Raw genomic sequence first — 14,864 nt, 5'->3', positions numbered from 1 at the left:
GCCGGACCGACGTGTGTGCGACGGGCAGTACCTGTGAACTCTGAGGGTCACTTCGTCGCGGCCGGGGTGTACTCCTTGAGGTAGTGGGCGATGCGGGCGGCGTAGTCGCGGTACTTCGGGGGAACACCGCCCGCGTCGTTCACGCTCTTGTACGACGTCCGGTACGCGGCGGCGACCAGCACCCGGCGGTCGCCGCTCAGCCCGGCCTCCAGGCGCGGTTCGGCGAAGCACAGATAGCGGGCCATGGCCGGGATGGACTCGGAGGGGGTGAGCGGCGGCCTGGGGGTCTCCTTCGCGGGGACGCCGTCGGCGCGGATCCACCAGCGCAGGATGCTCGGCGTCCAGCGGGCGATGCCGTACTCGCCCTCCTCTCCCGCGTCCGGGTCCGAGAGATCGGGGTCGAAGTCGCTCTCCACCTTCAGCATCGCGGCGATGAGCGCCGGGGTGATCTCCGGCTGCACGCAGTCGTGGGCCGAGTCGACGATGAGCCGCCGGTAGGCGACCGGGACGCCCTTGTCGGTGCGGAGTTCGGAGGCGCCGTAGGTGGCGGGCGTCACCTTGCGGGTCTCGCCGCCCTTGCTCCCGCCGTCGTCGCCGGAATCGGCCCAGGTGGCGACGCCGTAGCCGAGGGCGGCGACGGCGGCACCGGCCGCCAGGACCGCCGTACGACGGGAGCGGCGGCGGGCCGGGCGCAGGCGGGGCAGGCGGAAGGAGCGGTGCCCGGTGCCGGCGGCCGCCCGGACGCGGCCGAGCAGGGTGGCACCGGACACGCGGTCCTCGTGGGAGCGGGTGAGGCAGGCGGAGATGATCCGCCGCCAGTCGTCGGGCAGTTCGGGCGACAGACGCAAATCGTCGGTGCCGCGGGCGTAGGCGGCGGCCGCGTCGCGGCGGGCCGTCGGAGTCGCGCCGGGCAGCGGGAAGGAGTCGGTGAGGACGAGGTGCGCCAGGACCCCGAAGGCCCATACGTCGGCGGACGGGCGGATCCGGCGCCCCCGTTCGCCGATCTCGGTCCACAGGAGCTCGGGCGGGGTGTAGTCGGGCGTGGAGAACGCCGGGGTGTAGGCGTGGGTGCCCTCCAGTTCGGCGGCCATGTTGAAGTCGGCGAGCCGGACCGAACCGTCGTCCATCAGCAGCACGTTGGCCGGCTTGAGGTCGCCGTGCACCCAGCCGGCGCCGTGCAACTGGGCCAGGCCCTCGCAGATCTGCGCGAGCAGCACGGGACCGGCCTCGGGCCGGGGCGTGGCGGTGAGCAGGGCGGCCAGGGAGCCCTTGGCCCGCTCCAGGACGAGGACGGTGGCGCCGTCCAGCTCCGGTCGGTGCGGGTCGTCGACGGTCAGCGTCTCGTACATCCGCACGAGCCTCGGCTGCTTCAGCCGCCGGTACAGCTCGACCTCCCGCTCGATCAGCTCGCGCAGATGGGTCAGCCGGCGGGGCGTGGCCGTGCCGGTGGGCAGGAACTTCAGGGCGGCCGTCCGGGGCAGTTCCGGGCCCTCCCCGGTGCGCCGGGCCGCGTACACACTGCCGAAGGCGCCGGTCGCGAGGGGCTCGCGCACCTCCCAGACGCCGACCCGGTAGCCCTTCGGCACCGGAACGGCGTAGGGCTCGGTCACCGGGCCGCCCGGCCCGACGGGCCGGCCAGGACGCCCAGGTCGTCCTCGCGGACCAGGTCGAAGCGGAGCGCCAGGGAGACCAGGGACTCCTTCTTGCCGTTGAGCCGCGGGCCGGTGTCCGCGCTCTCCGGGCCCGGCTTGAGGCGCAGTTTCACGGCGAGGTAGTCGATGTTCCACTGCACCGACGTGCGGGACGCGGCCGGCCAGGTGGGGCGCAGGCGGTCGGCGACCTGGTCGACGGTGGGCAGCGGGGCGTGCGGGGCGCCGCGCAGGCGCGGTTCGCACAGGGCCGCCAGGACCGCGAAGTAGCGCTTGGTGCGGTCGAGGGAGAAGGCCGGCGCGGTCGTGGCGCCGTCGAGGCCGCCCGTGCCGCTCAGGTAGTCGTGGCGCGGCGCCCACACCTGGAGCCCCAGCAGGTCACCGGCGGCGGGCAGCACGATCCGCGAGAACTCGAAGGGGATCGGCGCGTCCAGCCGTCCCGGCGCGACCTTGACGTGTTCGCCCGCGCCCTCCGGGTTCTCCACCACGTAGGTCTGTTCGCGGCTGAGGTTGCTGAGGATCCAGAAGGCGCCCTGCGCGGTGATCTCACCGGCCCGGCGGGAGACTCCGTCGTGGGCGATGCGGAGGTCGTTGCCGTGCGCGGACCGGCCGAACGTGAGGCGTTCGCCGGGCGCGAGTCTGATCTGGCTGAGGTTTCGCTCGTCCTCCGTGGTCGGCGGAGGTACCACGATGATGCTGTACAAGGTGCTCTCCCCGTGCCTGACAGCTACCACCGCCAGACTAGGGCGACGCACCAGGGCCGTGCCCCCCTCGTACGGGTGAGACACGGCCCTTGGATGTGATTGGCGTGAACTGGTCCGCTCGCCGGGGTCCGTTCAGTAACGGGGGCGGTTGAACCAGGCCTTGCCGTTCGCGTTGCCGACGAACACCGCGACCAGGATGGCCAGGACGGTGTGCACCAGGCCCACGAGGATGAACGGGTAGATGCCGAGGACGGCGGTGATGATGGCGAAGACCAGGATGGTGACGCGGGCGCCGTTGCCGCCGTTCTTGAACTTGGTCGCCAGGACGGCCGCGAACACCAGCCAGGCCAGGCCGAACACGACGTAACCCCAGATCACGCCGGTCGACTGGCCGACCAGGTCCTGGAAAGCGGTGTTGTCCTTGAGGGACTCGTCGTCCTTCGCGGCGTTGAGGGCCGCGGCGGCGAAGGCGAAGAACGCCACGCCGACGACCTGGAGACCGACGATGACCCACATCATCACGCGGGCCGCGCCCACCGAGCCCGGCATCGTCGTCGGCGCCGCGGGACCGCCGTACGGGGACACCGGAGGGGCCTGCGGGTAGCCGTAACCCGGCGCCTGCCCCTGCTGCTGCGGGTAGCCGTAGCCCTGCTGCGGCTGCTGCGGCTGCCCCTGGGGAGCGCCGTAGGGGTTGTTCGGATCGCCGTAGCTCATGGGGGACTTTCCTCCGTTGTTCCGAGTGCGGGGACGCGCGTGGCACCGCCACGGAGGAGAGTTCTTCAGACAGCGACCGTCCCCCCGTTGAGCTGCCCGCGGCACTTGTCAGGTCATCGTTCTTCACCACTGACGGGGTTGTCCAGCCGCATTCCCGATGTGTTGTGCAAGTGCAACATCACTGATCATGGACGGATACGGGAGGAGGGGCCCCGCGGTGCCCGTATTGCGGCCGGATTGGAACCGGGGGCGGGTCATCCGCGAGGATGGGGCCATGACCGCCCAGATTCTCGATGGCAAGGCCACCGCAGCCGCGATCAAGTCCGACCTGACCGCCCGCGTGGCGGCGCTGAAGGAGAAGGGCGTCACGCCCGGCCTCGGCACGATCCTGGTCGGGGACGACCCCGGCAGCCAGAAGTACGTCGCCGGCAAGCACCGTGACTGCGCGCAGGTCGGCATCGCCTCCATCCAGCGCGAGCTGCCGGCCACGGCGACGCAGGAGGAGATCGAGGCGGTCGTCCGCGAGCTGAACGAGGACCCGGCCTGCACGGGTTACATCGTGCAACTGCCGCTGCCCAAGGGCATCGACGAGAACCGCGTCCTGGAGCTGATGGACCCGGACAAGGACGCGGACGGCCTGCACCCGATGAACCTCGGCCGTCTGGTCCTGAACGAGCCGGCCCCGCTGCCCTGCACCCCCAACGGCGTCCTCACGCTGCTCCGCCGGTACGGCGTGGAGATCAAGGGCGCGGAGGTCGTGGTGGTCGGCCGGGGTGTGACCATCGGCCGGCCGATGCCGCTGCTGCTGACCCGGCGCAGCGAGAACGCGACCGTCACCCAGTGCCACACCGGTACGCGTGACCTGTCGGCGCACCTCAAGCGCGCGGACATCATCGTCGCCGCGGCCGGTTCCGCCCATCTGATCCGCGCCGAGGACGTCAAGCCGGGCGCGGCCGTCCTCGACGTCGGTGTCTCGCGCAGCGCCGAGGGCAAGATCGTGGGCGACGTCCACCCCGACGTGGCCGAGGTCGCCGGCTGGATCTCCCCGAACCCCGGCGGAGTCGGCCCCATGACCCGCGCCCAGCTGCTCGTCAACGTGGTCGAGGCGGCGGAGCGCAGTGTCGGCTGAACGGAACGCGGGGAGCGCGGCGAGCGCCTCGGAGGCCGGGGACACGGAGAGCGCCCCGGCCGGTACCCGTGCGCAGGCCGTGCAGGGGGAGCACGACGCGCCGAGTGCGGTCGACGGTGACTCCGATGCTGTGGTGCGCGACGAGGACGGCGATCTCACCGTGCGGGATCCCGTCAGTGCCCCCGACGCCGAGGGGCGGCCGCGGCGGGTCACCCGGCGGTTTCCGTTGTTCACCAAGGACACCGCGCGGCCCGAGGGCGGTGGCCGGGCGGCGCCCGGGGACGCGTTCGCGCCGGCGCGGCAGTGGCCCGTCCTCGCCGTGCTGGGTGTGGTCGGACTCGGGCTGCTGGTGACCGCGTTCGGGCAGTTCCGGCTCGGGACGCTGCTGATCGGCATCGCCCTGCTGGGCGGTGGCGCGATGCGCTGGCTGCTGCCGGACGTCGGCATGCTCGCCGTCCGCTCCCGGTTCACGGACATCGTCACGTACGGCGTCATGGGCCTGGCGATCGTCCTGCTGGCGATGATGGCGCAGCCGAATCCCTGGCTCCAGATCCCGTTCCTGAAGGACACACTGCACTTCACGGTCACCAGCGAGTGACCGGACGGCGGCCCGTCCTCTCCCCCGAGGAAGGACGGGCCGCCGTCACGGCCAACCCTCCTGCACGGCGAACGGCCTGTTCAACGGCTGTCAGAACGCTGTGGCACGGAAGTGACGGTTCCGGTACGTCCGCCGGAGATTCGGCATGAAGTGGTGCAACCACGGGGTTGGCATGGACAATCGGGACGGTCCAGGGTGTATCGCGCGCGGGGTCTGTGCTCCTGTGCGCCCCCGGTCAGGGAACTGAGATCCTGAGTGGGCGCATCCCTGTGGGTAGCAGAACGGGGACTCGGCCTAGGCCGCCAACGCGGGGCGAACAGCGCGGGAAACAACAGCACGTACCGGGGGGAAGAGGGGGGAAGCAATGCCTCGTTGGAGGGCCTTGCCGGATGAGCTCGATCCGCAGATCAGGGAGTTCACCAGCCAGCTGCGCAGGCTCGTGGACCGCAGTGGTCTGAGCATCGCGTCGGTGGCGGACCGCACGGGCTACAGCAAGACGTCGTGGGAGCGTTATCTGAACGGCCGGCTGCTCGCGCCCAAGGGCGCGATCGTGGCGCTGGCCGAGGTCACCGGGACCAACCCGGTGCACCTCACCACCATGTGGGAGCTCGCCGAGCGCGCCTGGAGCCGCTCGGAGATGCGGCACGACATGACGATGGAGGCCATCCGGATCTCCCAGGCGCGCGCCGCGCTCGGTGAGTTCGGCGGGCAGGACTTCGGGAGCCCGTCGGCCGGTTCCAAGGACGACGGCAAGGCCGCCTCCGCGGGCGGTAGCCGGACCGCCCGCAGAAGCGGCAGCGCCACGGTCACGCCGGGCATCGCGGGGCCGGCGGGCGTCGCCCCGACCGTGCCGCCGCAGCCGACGGCCCCCGAGGTCCAGGACTCCACCGGCAGCGGTGGGACCGGGGTCAACTCGTGGGGGGTGGCCGGGTACCAGGGCCCGTCCCAGGGCCGCGGGCGTCCCGCCGGCACGGGAACCGGCTCCACGCCCGGTTCGGGCCCCGGCACCGCCCGGATGCCGGGCGTCGGAGCGGGCTCGTACGACGCACCGCCGCGGGACGCCGTCCCGGCGGGTGCGGGTGCGGGTGGCGCCGGTGGCTCCGGCGGCTCTGCCGGCTCGGGCGGCTCGGGCGGCAAGCGGCGGACCGCGATGTTCCTCGCGGGTGTCGTGGGCGTGCTCGTGGTGATCGCCGGTGCGTTCTACCTCACCGGTGGCGGTGGCGACGACGAGGCCAAGGGCGGCGGCAAGTCGCCGGCGCCGACCGCCGCCACGAACCAGGAGCTGCCGCCCGGCGTGAAGTGCAGCGGCGACAGCTGCACGGGCAAGGACGCGGAGAACATGGGGTGCAGTGGTGACCTGGTGACCACGGCCCAGACCGCGACCGTCGGCACGACCGTCGTCGAGGTCCGCTACAGCGAGACCTGCAAGGCGGCCTGGGGCCGTATCACCCAGGCGGCTCAGGGCGACGAGGTGCAGGTCAGCGCGGGCAAGGCGAAGCAGACGGGGAGCATCACCGCCGCCGGCGACACGATCGCGTACACCCCGATGGTCTCGGTCGAGAACGCCGCCGACGCGAAGGCCTGCGCCACCCTGGCGTCCGGCCGGCAGGGCTGCACGGAGTAGGCGACCACCGCCTGGCCTCCGGCGGGGCGCCTGGCTTCCGGCCGGGGGGCCGGGCGGGCGCCTGGCACACGACGGGGCGCGTGGCCTCTGGCCGGGGCTGGGGGCGGGGGTTCCTGGCCGGGGGCTTGTCTCTGAGGGCGCCCGTGGCGTGTGGCCGGGGATCGGATCCGGTGGCGCCCGGTACCCGTCGGGGCGTCCTGTGCCCGGCGGGTGCCTGGTTTGCGGTCGAGTCATCGGGGCTGGTGAGGGGCCGCGCGGCGCTTCGCGTGGGGTCCAGCAGTGGCCGAGGCGCCTGACGAGAGCCGTCCGGGCGGGGGCGGCTTGCTTCTGGCGTGGTGGTGGCCCGGTACCCGGCGGGGCGTCATGTGTCCGGCGGGTGCCTGTTTTGCGGCTGAGTCGTTCGGGCTGGGTGAGTGCCCGAGGGGTGCGGGGGGCTTCGCGTCGGGTGGAGGCCGGTACGTGGCTGTGGTGCCCGACGAGTGCTGCCCGGGCGGGGCGGCTTGCTTCCGGCCGGGGACCGGGGCCCGGCAGGGTGCCTTGCGCGGGGCGGGGCGTCTTGGCCCTGGCGGGCTGTGTGCGTTCCGGCCGGGGGTGGGATCGGGTGGTGCCTGGCGCGTGGCGGGCAGCCTGTGTCCGGTGGGGTGCCTGGCCTTCGGCCGGAGGTCCCGGGGGCGCGGGCGTCCGGTGGAACGCGGGGGGTATCGGGCCTGGTCGCAGCGTCCGGATGGCGTCGGAGGCGGCGGCAGTAGGGCCGGGTGGCGATGAATTTCCGAGAGGGTGGCATGGTCGGCGGAATCGGGGGCACGCGAACCGTACCCCCACGGGAGTCCGGCTTGGTCGGTTCCCCCCGGCGGCCGCCTTCGTCCTCCTCTCCCGGACGGGCGGCCGCCTTTTTGTACGGGTGCGGGGTGGGTTGTGGGGTGGGCCACACCGCCCCGGCCGTCCGGGATCCCGGATGCGCGATAGCCTGACCGCTGGATCGATCTCTTGACGCCAAGAGATCGATCAAACGTCCGGGGCAGGGACGCCCCACCGCCAGCTGTCATACGGAGAACGCCATGACCCGCACTCCCGTGAACGTCACCGTCACCGGCGCGGCCGGCCAGATCGGTTACGCCCTGCTCTTCCGCATCGCCTCCGGTCAGCTGCTCGGCGCGGACGTGCCGGTGAAGCTGCGCCTGCTGGAGATCACGCCGGCCCTGAAGGCGGCCGAGGGCACGGCCATGGAGCTGGACGACTGCGCGTTCCCGCTCCTGGCGGGCATCGACATCACGGACGACCCGAACGTCGCCTTCGACGGCACGAACGTGGGCCTGCTCGTCGGCGCCCGCCCCCGCACCAAGGGCATGGAGCGCGGCGACCTGCTGGAGGCCAACGGCGGCATCTTCAAGCCGCAGGGCAAGGCCATCAACGACCACGCCGCGGACGACGTCAAGGTCCTCGTCGTCGGCAACCCGGCCAACACCAACGCGCTCATCGCGCAGGCCGCCGCGCCCGACGTACCCGCCGAGCGGTTCACGGCCATGACCCGTCTCGACCACAACCGCGCCCTGACCCAGCTCGCGAAGAAGACCGGTTCCACGGTCTCCGACATCAAGCGGCTCACCATCTGGGGCAACCACTCCGCCACCCAGTACCCGGACATCTTCCACGCCACGGTCGCCGGCAAGAACGCCGCCGAGGTCGTGAACGACGAGAAGTGGCTGACCGAGGACTTCATCCCGACCGTCGCCAAGCGCGGCGCCGCCATCATCGAGGCCCGCGGCGCCTCGTCGGCCGCCTCCGCCGCCAACGCCGCCATCGACCACGTCTACTCCTGGGTCAACGGCACCGCCGAGGGTGACTGGGTCTCCATGGGCATCCCGTCGGACGGCTCCTACGGCGTCCCGGAGGGCCTGATCTCCTCCTTCCCGGTCACCTGCAAGGACGGCAAGTACGAGATCGTCCAGGGCCTGGAGATCAACGAGTTCTCCCGCGCCCGGATCGACGCCTCCGTCAAGGAGCTCGAGGAGGAGCGCGAGGCGGTCCGCGGCCTCGGCCTCATCTGACCGGAGCCCCTCCGCGTTTGTGCGCAGGCCCCGTACCGGTTCCGTCCGGTGCGGGGCCCGCGGGCTCTCCGGCGTCCTTCCGGGAGCCGCCGTACCCGGCGACCACCGCCACCGTCGCCGCCAGGACCAGCAGGGCGACCGTGCGCAGGGCCGGGGCCATACCGCCCGGGAGGCCGTCGTGGGAGGCCAGGACCGTGCCGGTGACCGCGACGCCGAGCGCCGCGCCGATCTCCCGGGCGGCGGTGCCGAGGCCGGAACCGAGACCCGCCTGGTGGGGCGGCAGGGACGTGACGACGCCCAGGGTCAGCGTCGGCATGCACAGCCCGGTGCCCGCCGAGATGACCAGCAGCCAGCAGGCGTACACCGCGTAGGGCGTGCCCGCGCCGGCCGTCGACACGCCGAGCAGGCCTACGCCGATGAGGGCCAGGCCGCCGCCGATGACCGGCCGGGGGTGACGTGGGGCCCAGCGTGCCGCCAGCCGGGGCACCAGTGCCATGCCGACGATCAGCGGGACGATGGAGATGCCGGCGCGGGCGGGGCCGTAGCCCTTGACGCCCTGGAGGTACTGCGAGTTGAGGTAGAAGAGGGCGAACAGGCCGAAGAAGCCGGTCGCCATGCCGAGGGTGGCCGCGCGCAGCCGGGGCGCCGCGAAGACGCGCGGGTCGAACAGCGGGGTGCGCGAGCGCAGGGACTGGACCGTGAACAGGGCGATGAGCAGGGCGCCCGCCGCGAACGCGAACAGGATCCGCGGTGCGCCCCAGCCGTACTCCGGGCCCTCGATGATGCCGAAGAGCGCGGCGACCAGCCCGGCCGTGAGGAGCAGGGTGCCGGCCGGGGCGAGGTGGCTGTGCGGGGAGCGGTCGGTGCGCGGGGTGGTGACGGCCACCGCGAGGGCGAGCAGCGCGGCCAGCGGGACCATGACGGCGAACAGGGCGCGCCAGGACAGGAACTGGCCGGCCAGACCGCCGCCGAGATTGCCGGCCAGGCCGCCGAGGCCGATCGCCAGCGTCCAGGAGGCCATCGCCCGGGCGCGCCCGTGCGGTCCGGCGAGGTGCAGCAGGATCGACATCGTCGCCGGTGTGATCAGCGCGGCCCCGGCTCCCGAGACACCGCGCCCGGCGACGAGCAGCGCCGGGTCCCGGGCGAGGGCACTGAGGGCGGCGCCGGCCGCGAACAGGGCGAGCCCGGTGAGCAAGGCGCCTTTGCGGCCGTACCGGTCACCGAGGGTGCCGGCCGGGATGAGGAGCCCGGCGAAGACGATGACGTACGCGTCGACCGTCCACAGGATCTCGCTGGACGAGGGGTGCAGGGACGACGAACTCAGCTGGGGAATCAGCAGGTTGACGGCGGCGACCATGCTCTGGGCGACCAGGACGCAGGCGCACAGGGCGAGCAGGGTCCGCCGTTTCAGGGCGTGCGAGGGCAAGGCTCCTCCCGGGAGCTCGGTGGACGGGGGATCGCCTCGTCACCGTAGGCTCGGCCCGTACCCGTACTCCAGTGCAACCTTTGCAAGGGATCGATGCGTGTGACGCAATCAAGCGGCCTGGACCTGAATCTGCTGGTCGCCCTGGACGTGCTGCTGGAGGAGCAGAGCGTCGGCGGTGCGGCGCGGCGGCTGCATCTGTCCGAGCCGGCGATGAGCCGCACCCTGGGCCGCATCCGCAAGGCGCTCGGTGACCCGGTGCTCGTGCGGGCCGGGCGGCGGATGGTGCCGACGCCGCGTGCGCTGGCCGTACGGGCCGAGGTGAGCGCGGTGGTGGAGCGGGCCCGGGCGCTGTTCGCACCCACCGACACCGACCTGAGGACGGTGACCCGCACGTTCACCGTCCTCTGCCATGACGCCGTCGCCGCCGCCTGCGGCCCGGACCTCTTCACCCGGGCGGCCCGCGACGCCCCCGGGATCCGCCTCCGGTTCCTCACCGAGAGCCATGTGGACGCGCCCTTCCTGCGCGAGGGCACCGCCGATCTGGAGGTCGGGGTGATCGACACGGTGGCGCCGGAGGTGCGGGTGGAGTCGCTGTACGAGGACCGGATGGTGGGGGTCGTACGGGCCGGGCATCCGCTGCTGGAGGGTGAGTTGACGCCCGAGCGGTTCGCTCTTGAGGCCGATCACCTGACCGTCTCCCGGCGGGGGAAGCTGCACGGGCCGGTGGACGAGGCGCTCGCCGGACTCGGCCTGGCCCGGCGGGTGGTGGGGTCGGTGGGCACCTTCCCCGCCTCCCTCTTCGTCGTCCGGGCCACCGACCTGGCGGGTCTGATCAGCTCCTGGAGCGTGCCGCTGGCGCGGGCCCTGGGCCTGGCCACCTTCGATGTCCCCCTTTGGCTGCCCCCGGTCCGGGTCGGACTGGCGTGGCACCCACGCCACGACGTCGATCCCGCGCACGGATGGCTTCGGGGGACGATGCGGGAGATCCTCGCCGAGTGGTCGGGGTCGTAGCCGCTGCGGCGTGGCGTTGTCAGACCCGGGTCGTAGTCTTCGCCGCATGACACAGGATGTGGAAGCGGTACCGTTCGAGCCGCCGGTCGCGGGGGACGAGTCGGACACGCTCGTCGGCTCGCTGGAGCGCCAGCGCAGGACGTTCGCCTGGAAGTGCGAGGGGCTGGACGCGGTCGGCCTGAGCGCTCGGGTGGCCTCCTCGGCTCTCACACTGGGCGGCCTGCTCAAACACCTCGCCCACGTCGAGGACGAGTACCTGTCCGTGCGACTGCTGGGGAAGAAGCCAGCGCCGCCGTGGGACGCGGTGGACCGGGACACCGAGCCGGACCAAGAGTGGAGCTCGGCCGGGGACACCCCCGAGCAGTTGTACGCCCTGTGGGCGCGGACGGTGGCCCGGTCCCGGGCGAACCTGCGCGAGGCACTGGCCGGTGGCGACGCCGGCCGGCTCGCCGCGTACACCACCCGCGACGGCCGGTCCCCGAGCGTGCGGCGCCTGCTCGTCGACCTCATCGAGGAGTACGCCCGCCACGTCGGCCACGCCGACCTCATACGTGAGTCGATCGACGGACGGGTGGGCGAGGACCCGCCGGAGGACTTCCGACCTCGGACGATCTGACGTCTCCGCGCCTGATCGGCGCCCGCTTTGCCCCTGATTGCCCGCATCTCCAGTGACGCGGCGCACTTTCGGCCACGGATCGCGCATGCATCCGGGGGACCAGGGCAGGCGCACTCGGTCTCTTAGTGACACATGTGTGACACAGGGGCGCTGATCAGGAACGGAAGGCGAAAGCGATCATGGCGGAAAGCAACGAACTCCAGGCGCGCAGCACCATCCACGCGGGAGGGGAATGGCGTGCGGCCGTCTCCGGCGCCACGCGCGAGATCCTCGACCCTGCGGACGCCCTGCCGTTCGCCGTGGTCGCGGAGGGCGACGAGAAGGACACCGACCTCGCGATCGCCGCCGCCCGGCGCGCCTTCGACGAGGGGGAGTGGCCGCGGACGCCCGCCGGGGAGCGGGCCGCGCTGCTGCGCCGGGTCGCCGACCTGCTCGTGCGCGACCGCGAGCAGCTCGGGCTGCTGGAGAGCCGTGACGCCGGCAAGACCGTCGAGGAAGGGCGCGTCGACATCGACTGCGTCGCCGACGCCTTCCGGTACTTCGCCGACCTGATCGCGGCCGAGAGCCCGGGCCGGGTCGTGGACGCCGGCTCGCCCGACATCCACAGCGTCGTCGTCCACGAGCCCATCGGCGTCTGCTCGATGATCACGCCCTGGAACTACCCGCTGCTCCAGGCCAGCTGGAAGATCGCCCCGGCCCTGGCCGCCGGCAACACCTTCGTCATCAAGCCCAGCGAGATCACCCCGATGACGACCATCGCGCTGATCGAGCTGCTCGTCGAGGCCGGACTGCCCGCGGGGGTCGCCAACATCGTCACCGGGCCGGGTCATTCGGTCGGCGCCCGGCTCTCCGAGCACCCCGACGTCGACCTGGTCTCCTTCACCGGCGGCCTGATCAGCGGCACCAAGGTGGCCCAGGCCGCCGCGCCCGGCGTCAAGAAGGTCGCCCTCGAACTCGGCGGCAAGAACCCCAACGTCGTCTTCGCCGACGCCTGCGCCACCGAGGAGGGCTTCGACACCGCCGTCGACCAGGCCCTCAACGCCGCCTTCATCCACAGCGGCCAGGTCTGCTCGGCCGGTGCCCGCCTCATCATCGAGGAGTCCGTGCGGGACCGTTTCGTCGCCGAGCTCGCCCGCAGGGCCGAGAAGATCCGGCTCGGCCGCGGCACCGAGGACGGCGTCGAGTGCGGCCCGCTGGTCTCCGAACAGCAGCGTGCCAAGGTCGAGATGTACGTCGAGTCCGCCCTCAAGGAGGGCGCGGTGCTGCGCTCCGGCGGCAAGCGCCCCGAGCCCTCCCCGCAGCGCCCGGAGAACGGCTACTTCTACGAGCCGACCGTCCTCGACCACTGCCACCGCGAGATGCGTGTCGTGCGGGAGGAGGTCTTCGGGCCGGTCCTCACCGTCGAGACCTTCCGTACCGAGGACGAGGCCGTGGCCCTCGCCAACGACACCGAGTACGGCCTCGCGGGCGGTGTCTGGACCGCCGACGCGGGCCGCGCCCGGCGCGTGGCCGGCCGGCTGCGGCACGGCACGATCTGGATCAACGACTTCCACCCCTACCTGCCGCAGGCGGAATGGGGCGGTTTCGGCAAGAGCGGAGTGGGCCGCGAACTCGGCCCGGCCGGGCTCGCCGAGTACCGCGAGACCAAGCACGTCTACCAGAACCTCGCGCCGAAGCCGGTGCGCTGGTTCGCGGGCTGACCTGCTCGCCGCCCCCCACTGCCCCCCGCTGCCCCCGCCCTTCGAGCCCGATCCCTTCGTCCCCTCTGGTTCATCCTCTCTGGAGCAAGTACGCCATGTCCCACACCCATGAGTACGACTATGTCGTGATAGGCGGCGGAACCGCCGGTTCCGTCATCGCCTCCCGCCTGACCGAGAACCCCGACGTCTCCGTCGCCGTCATCGAGGGCGGCCCCAGCGACGTCGGCCGCGACGACGTGCTGACCCTGCGCCGCTGGATGGGCCTGCTGGGCGGCGAGCTCGACTACGACTACCCCACGACGGAGCAGCCACGCGGGAATTCGCACATCCGGCACAGCCGGGCCCGGGTCCTGGGCGGCTGCTCCTCGCACAACACGCTGATCGCGTTCAAGCCGCTGCCCGCCGACTGGGACGAGTGGGAGGCCGCCGGCGCCAAGGGCTGGGGCGCGGTGCAGATGGAGGCGTACTTCGCGCGCCTGCTCAACAACATCGTCCCGGTCGACGAGCGGGACCGGAACGCCATCGCCCGTGACTTCGTCGACGCGGCCCAGGCGGCGCTGGACGTGCCGCGCGTGGAGGGCTTCAACCGGAAGCCGTTCACCGAGGGCGTCGGCTTCTTCGACCTCGCCTACCACCCCGAGAACAACAAGCGGTCCTCGGCGTCTGTGGCGTACCTGCACCCGGTGATGGACGAGCGCCCCAACCTCACGATCCTGCTGGAGACCTGGGCGTACAAGCTGGAGCTGGACGGCGACCGCGCCGAGGGCGTGCACGTGCGCACCAAGGACGGCGAGGAGATCCTCGTCAAGGCGCGCAATGAGGTCCTGCTGTGCGCCGGCGCCGTCGACTCGCCCCGGCTGCTGATGCACTCCGGCATCGGCCCGAAGGCGGACCTGGAGAAGCTCGGCATCCCCGTCGCGCACGACCTGCCGGGCGTCGGCGAGAACCTGCTCGACCACCCCGAGTCGGTCATCGTGTGGGAGACCAACGGCCCCATCCCGGAGAACTCCGCGATGGACTCGGACGCGGGCCTGTTCGTGCGCCGCGACCCCGAACTGCCGCACCCCGACCTGATGTTCCACTTCTACCAGATCCCCTTCACGGACAACCCGGAGCGACTGGGCTACCAGCGGCCGGAGTTCGGCGTCTCCATGACGCCGAACATCCCCAAGCCCAAGAGCCGCGGCCGGCTGTACCTGACCAGCGCCGACCCCGAGGTCAAGCCCGCCCTGGACTTCCGCTACTTCACCGACGCGGACGACTACGACGGCAGGACCCTCGTCGACGGCATCAAGATCGCCCGCGAGATCGCCAAGACCGAGCCCCTGGCCGGCTGGCTCAAGCGCGAGGTGGCCCCCGGCCCGGACGTCACCGGCGACGAGGAGCTCAGCGAGTACGCCCGCAAGGTCGCCCACACCGTCTACCACCCGGCCGGCACCTGCAAGATGGGCGCCGCCGACGACCGGCTCGCCGTCGTCGACCCCGAACTGCGCATCCGCGGCCTGGAGGGCATCCGCATCGCCGACGCCTCCGTGTTCCCCACCATGACCACCGTGAACCCGATGATCGGCGTGCTCATGGTCGGGGAGAAGGCCGCCGAGCTGATCGGTGGTGGTGCCAAGTGACCGCGACCCTCGAACCCCCG

General features: G+C 72.3%; 12 protein-coding genes. 8 read left to right on the top strand and 4 right to left on the bottom strand.

The window, feature by feature from the left end:
• Nucleotides 1–47: 47 nt before the first annotated feature.
• The 3 genes from GTY47_RS06805 to GTY47_RS06795 all read right to left on the bottom strand — a co-directional run bounded on the left by GTY47_RS06805 (nt 48) and on the right by GTY47_RS06795 (nt 3,067).
• The gene (locus tag GTY47_RS06805; RefSeq protein ID WP_010036398.1) at nt 48–1,610 is read right to left on the bottom strand and encodes a protein kinase; all 1,563 of its coding nucleotides are present in this window, start codon (nt 1,608–1,610) and stop codon (nt 48–50) included.
• The gene (locus GTY47_RS06800; protein WP_010036396.1) at nt 1,607–2,353 is read right to left on the bottom strand and encodes an FHA domain-containing protein; all 747 of its coding nucleotides are present in this window, start codon (nt 2,351–2,353) and stop codon (nt 1,607–1,609) included. The genes GTY47_RS06805 and GTY47_RS06800 overlap by 4 nt, the downstream gene beginning before the upstream one ends.
• 132 nt (nt 2,354–2,485) lie before the next feature.
• Nucleotides 2,486–3,067: a hypothetical protein gene (locus GTY47_RS06795; RefSeq protein ID WP_010036394.1), complete on the bottom strand. Its 582-nt coding sequence runs from the start codon at nt 3,065–3,067 to the stop codon at nt 2,486–2,488.
• Between the two features lie 274 nt (nt 3,068–3,341).
• Here GTY47_RS06795 and GTY47_RS06790 point away from each other — a divergent pair, with 274 nt between their 5' ends.
• The 4 genes from GTY47_RS06790 (at nt 3,342) to GTY47_RS06775 (ending at nt 8,466) form a co-directional block, all read left to right on the top strand.
• A complete protein-coding gene (locus GTY47_RS06790) occupies nt 3,342–4,196 on the top strand; it encodes a bifunctional methylenetetrahydrofolate dehydrogenase/methenyltetrahydrofolate cyclohydrolase (RefSeq protein WP_010036388.1) in 855 nt (284 codons plus the stop codon).
• Between the two features lie 130 nt (nt 4,197–4,326).
• Nucleotides 4,327–4,794 (top strand): DUF3017 domain-containing protein, encoded by a 468-nt coding sequence (locus tag GTY47_RS06785; RefSeq protein ID WP_040902792.1) that lies wholly within the window; start codon nt 4,327–4,329, stop codon nt 4,792–4,794.
• Nucleotides 4,795–5,158: 364 nt separating this feature from the next.
• On the top strand, nt 5,159–6,418 hold the full coding sequence (locus tag GTY47_RS06780) for an XRE family transcriptional regulator (protein WP_040902771.1): 1,260 nt from the start codon (nt 5,159–5,161) through the stop codon (nt 6,416–6,418).
• Between the two features lie 1,058 nt (nt 6,419–7,476).
• The gene (locus GTY47_RS06775) at nt 7,477–8,466 is read left to right on the top strand and encodes a malate dehydrogenase (RefSeq protein WP_010036381.1); all 990 of its coding nucleotides are present in this window, start codon (nt 7,477–7,479) and stop codon (nt 8,464–8,466) included.
• Here GTY47_RS06775 and GTY47_RS06770 read toward each other — a convergent pair.
• Complete coding sequence (locus GTY47_RS06770) at nt 8,459–9,892, bottom strand: MFS transporter (protein ID WP_010036378.1); 1,434 nt, start codon at nt 9,890–9,892, stop codon at nt 8,459–8,461. The genes GTY47_RS06775 and GTY47_RS06770 overlap by 8 nt on opposite strands.
• 93 nt (nt 9,893–9,985) lie before the next feature.
• Here GTY47_RS06770 and GTY47_RS06765 point away from each other — a divergent pair, with 93 nt between their 5' ends.
• From GTY47_RS06765 to GTY47_RS06750, 4 genes are all read left to right on the top strand, one after another.
• Complete coding sequence (locus tag GTY47_RS06765; RefSeq protein ID WP_010036375.1) at nt 9,986–10,903, top strand: LysR family transcriptional regulator; 918 nt, start codon at nt 9,986–9,988, stop codon at nt 10,901–10,903.
• 46 nt (nt 10,904–10,949) lie between these two features.
• Nucleotides 10,950–11,519, top strand: coding sequence for a DinB family protein (locus tag GTY47_RS06760; protein ID WP_040902768.1), 570 nt, complete (start codon nt 10,950–10,952; stop codon nt 11,517–11,519).
• 179 nt (nt 11,520–11,698) lie between these two features.
• A complete protein-coding gene (locus tag GTY47_RS06755; RefSeq protein ID WP_010036370.1) occupies nt 11,699–13,219 on the top strand; it encodes an aldehyde dehydrogenase family protein in 1,521 nt (506 codons plus the stop codon).
• A gap of 95 nt (nt 13,220–13,314) precedes the next feature.
• Nucleotides 13,315–14,844: a GMC oxidoreductase gene (locus tag GTY47_RS06750; protein ID WP_010036368.1), complete on the top strand. Its 1,530-nt coding sequence runs from the start codon at nt 13,315–13,317 to the stop codon at nt 14,842–14,844.
• The last annotated feature ends 20 nt before the right edge of the window (nt 14,845–14,864 follow it).

The sequence above is a fragment of the Streptomyces sp. SID5464 genome (assembly GCF_009862985.1).
GTDB classification, from domain to species: Bacteria; Actinomycetota; Actinomycetes; order Streptomycetales; family Streptomycetaceae; genus Streptomyces; species Streptomyces chartreusis_D.
Note: the sequence above shows the minus strand (reverse complement) of the source record. Positions and strands in the feature narration are given on the sequence as shown.

Bases quoted from the DNA above. Each gene is read 5' to 3' on its own strand.
- GTY47_RS06795 (WP_010036394.1), bottom strand. From the start codon at position 3,067: ATGAGCTACGGCGATCCGAACAACCCCTACGGCGCTCCCCAGGGGCAG.
- GTY47_RS06790 (WP_010036388.1), top strand. From the start codon at position 3,342: ATGACCGCCCAGATTCTCGATGGCAAGGCCACCGCAGCCGCGATCAAG.
- GTY47_RS06780 (WP_040902771.1), top strand. From the start codon at position 5,159: ATGCCTCGTTGGAGGGCCTTGCCGGATGAGCTCGATCCGCAGATCAGG.
- GTY47_RS06775 (WP_010036381.1), top strand. From the start codon at position 7,477: ATGACCCGCACTCCCGTGAACGTCACCGTCACCGGCGCGGCCGGCCAG.
- GTY47_RS06765 (WP_010036375.1), top strand. From the start codon at position 9,986: ATGCGTGTGACGCAATCAAGCGGCCTGGACCTGAATCTGCTGGTCGCC.
- GTY47_RS06760 (WP_040902768.1), top strand. From the start codon at position 10,950: ATGACACAGGATGTGGAAGCGGTACCGTTCGAGCCGCCGGTCGCGGGG.
- GTY47_RS06755 (WP_010036370.1), top strand. From the start codon at position 11,699: ATGGCGGAAAGCAACGAACTCCAGGCGCGCAGCACCATCCACGCGGGA.
- GTY47_RS06750 (WP_010036368.1), top strand. From the start codon at position 13,315: ATGTCCCACACCCATGAGTACGACTATGTCGTGATAGGCGGCGGAACC.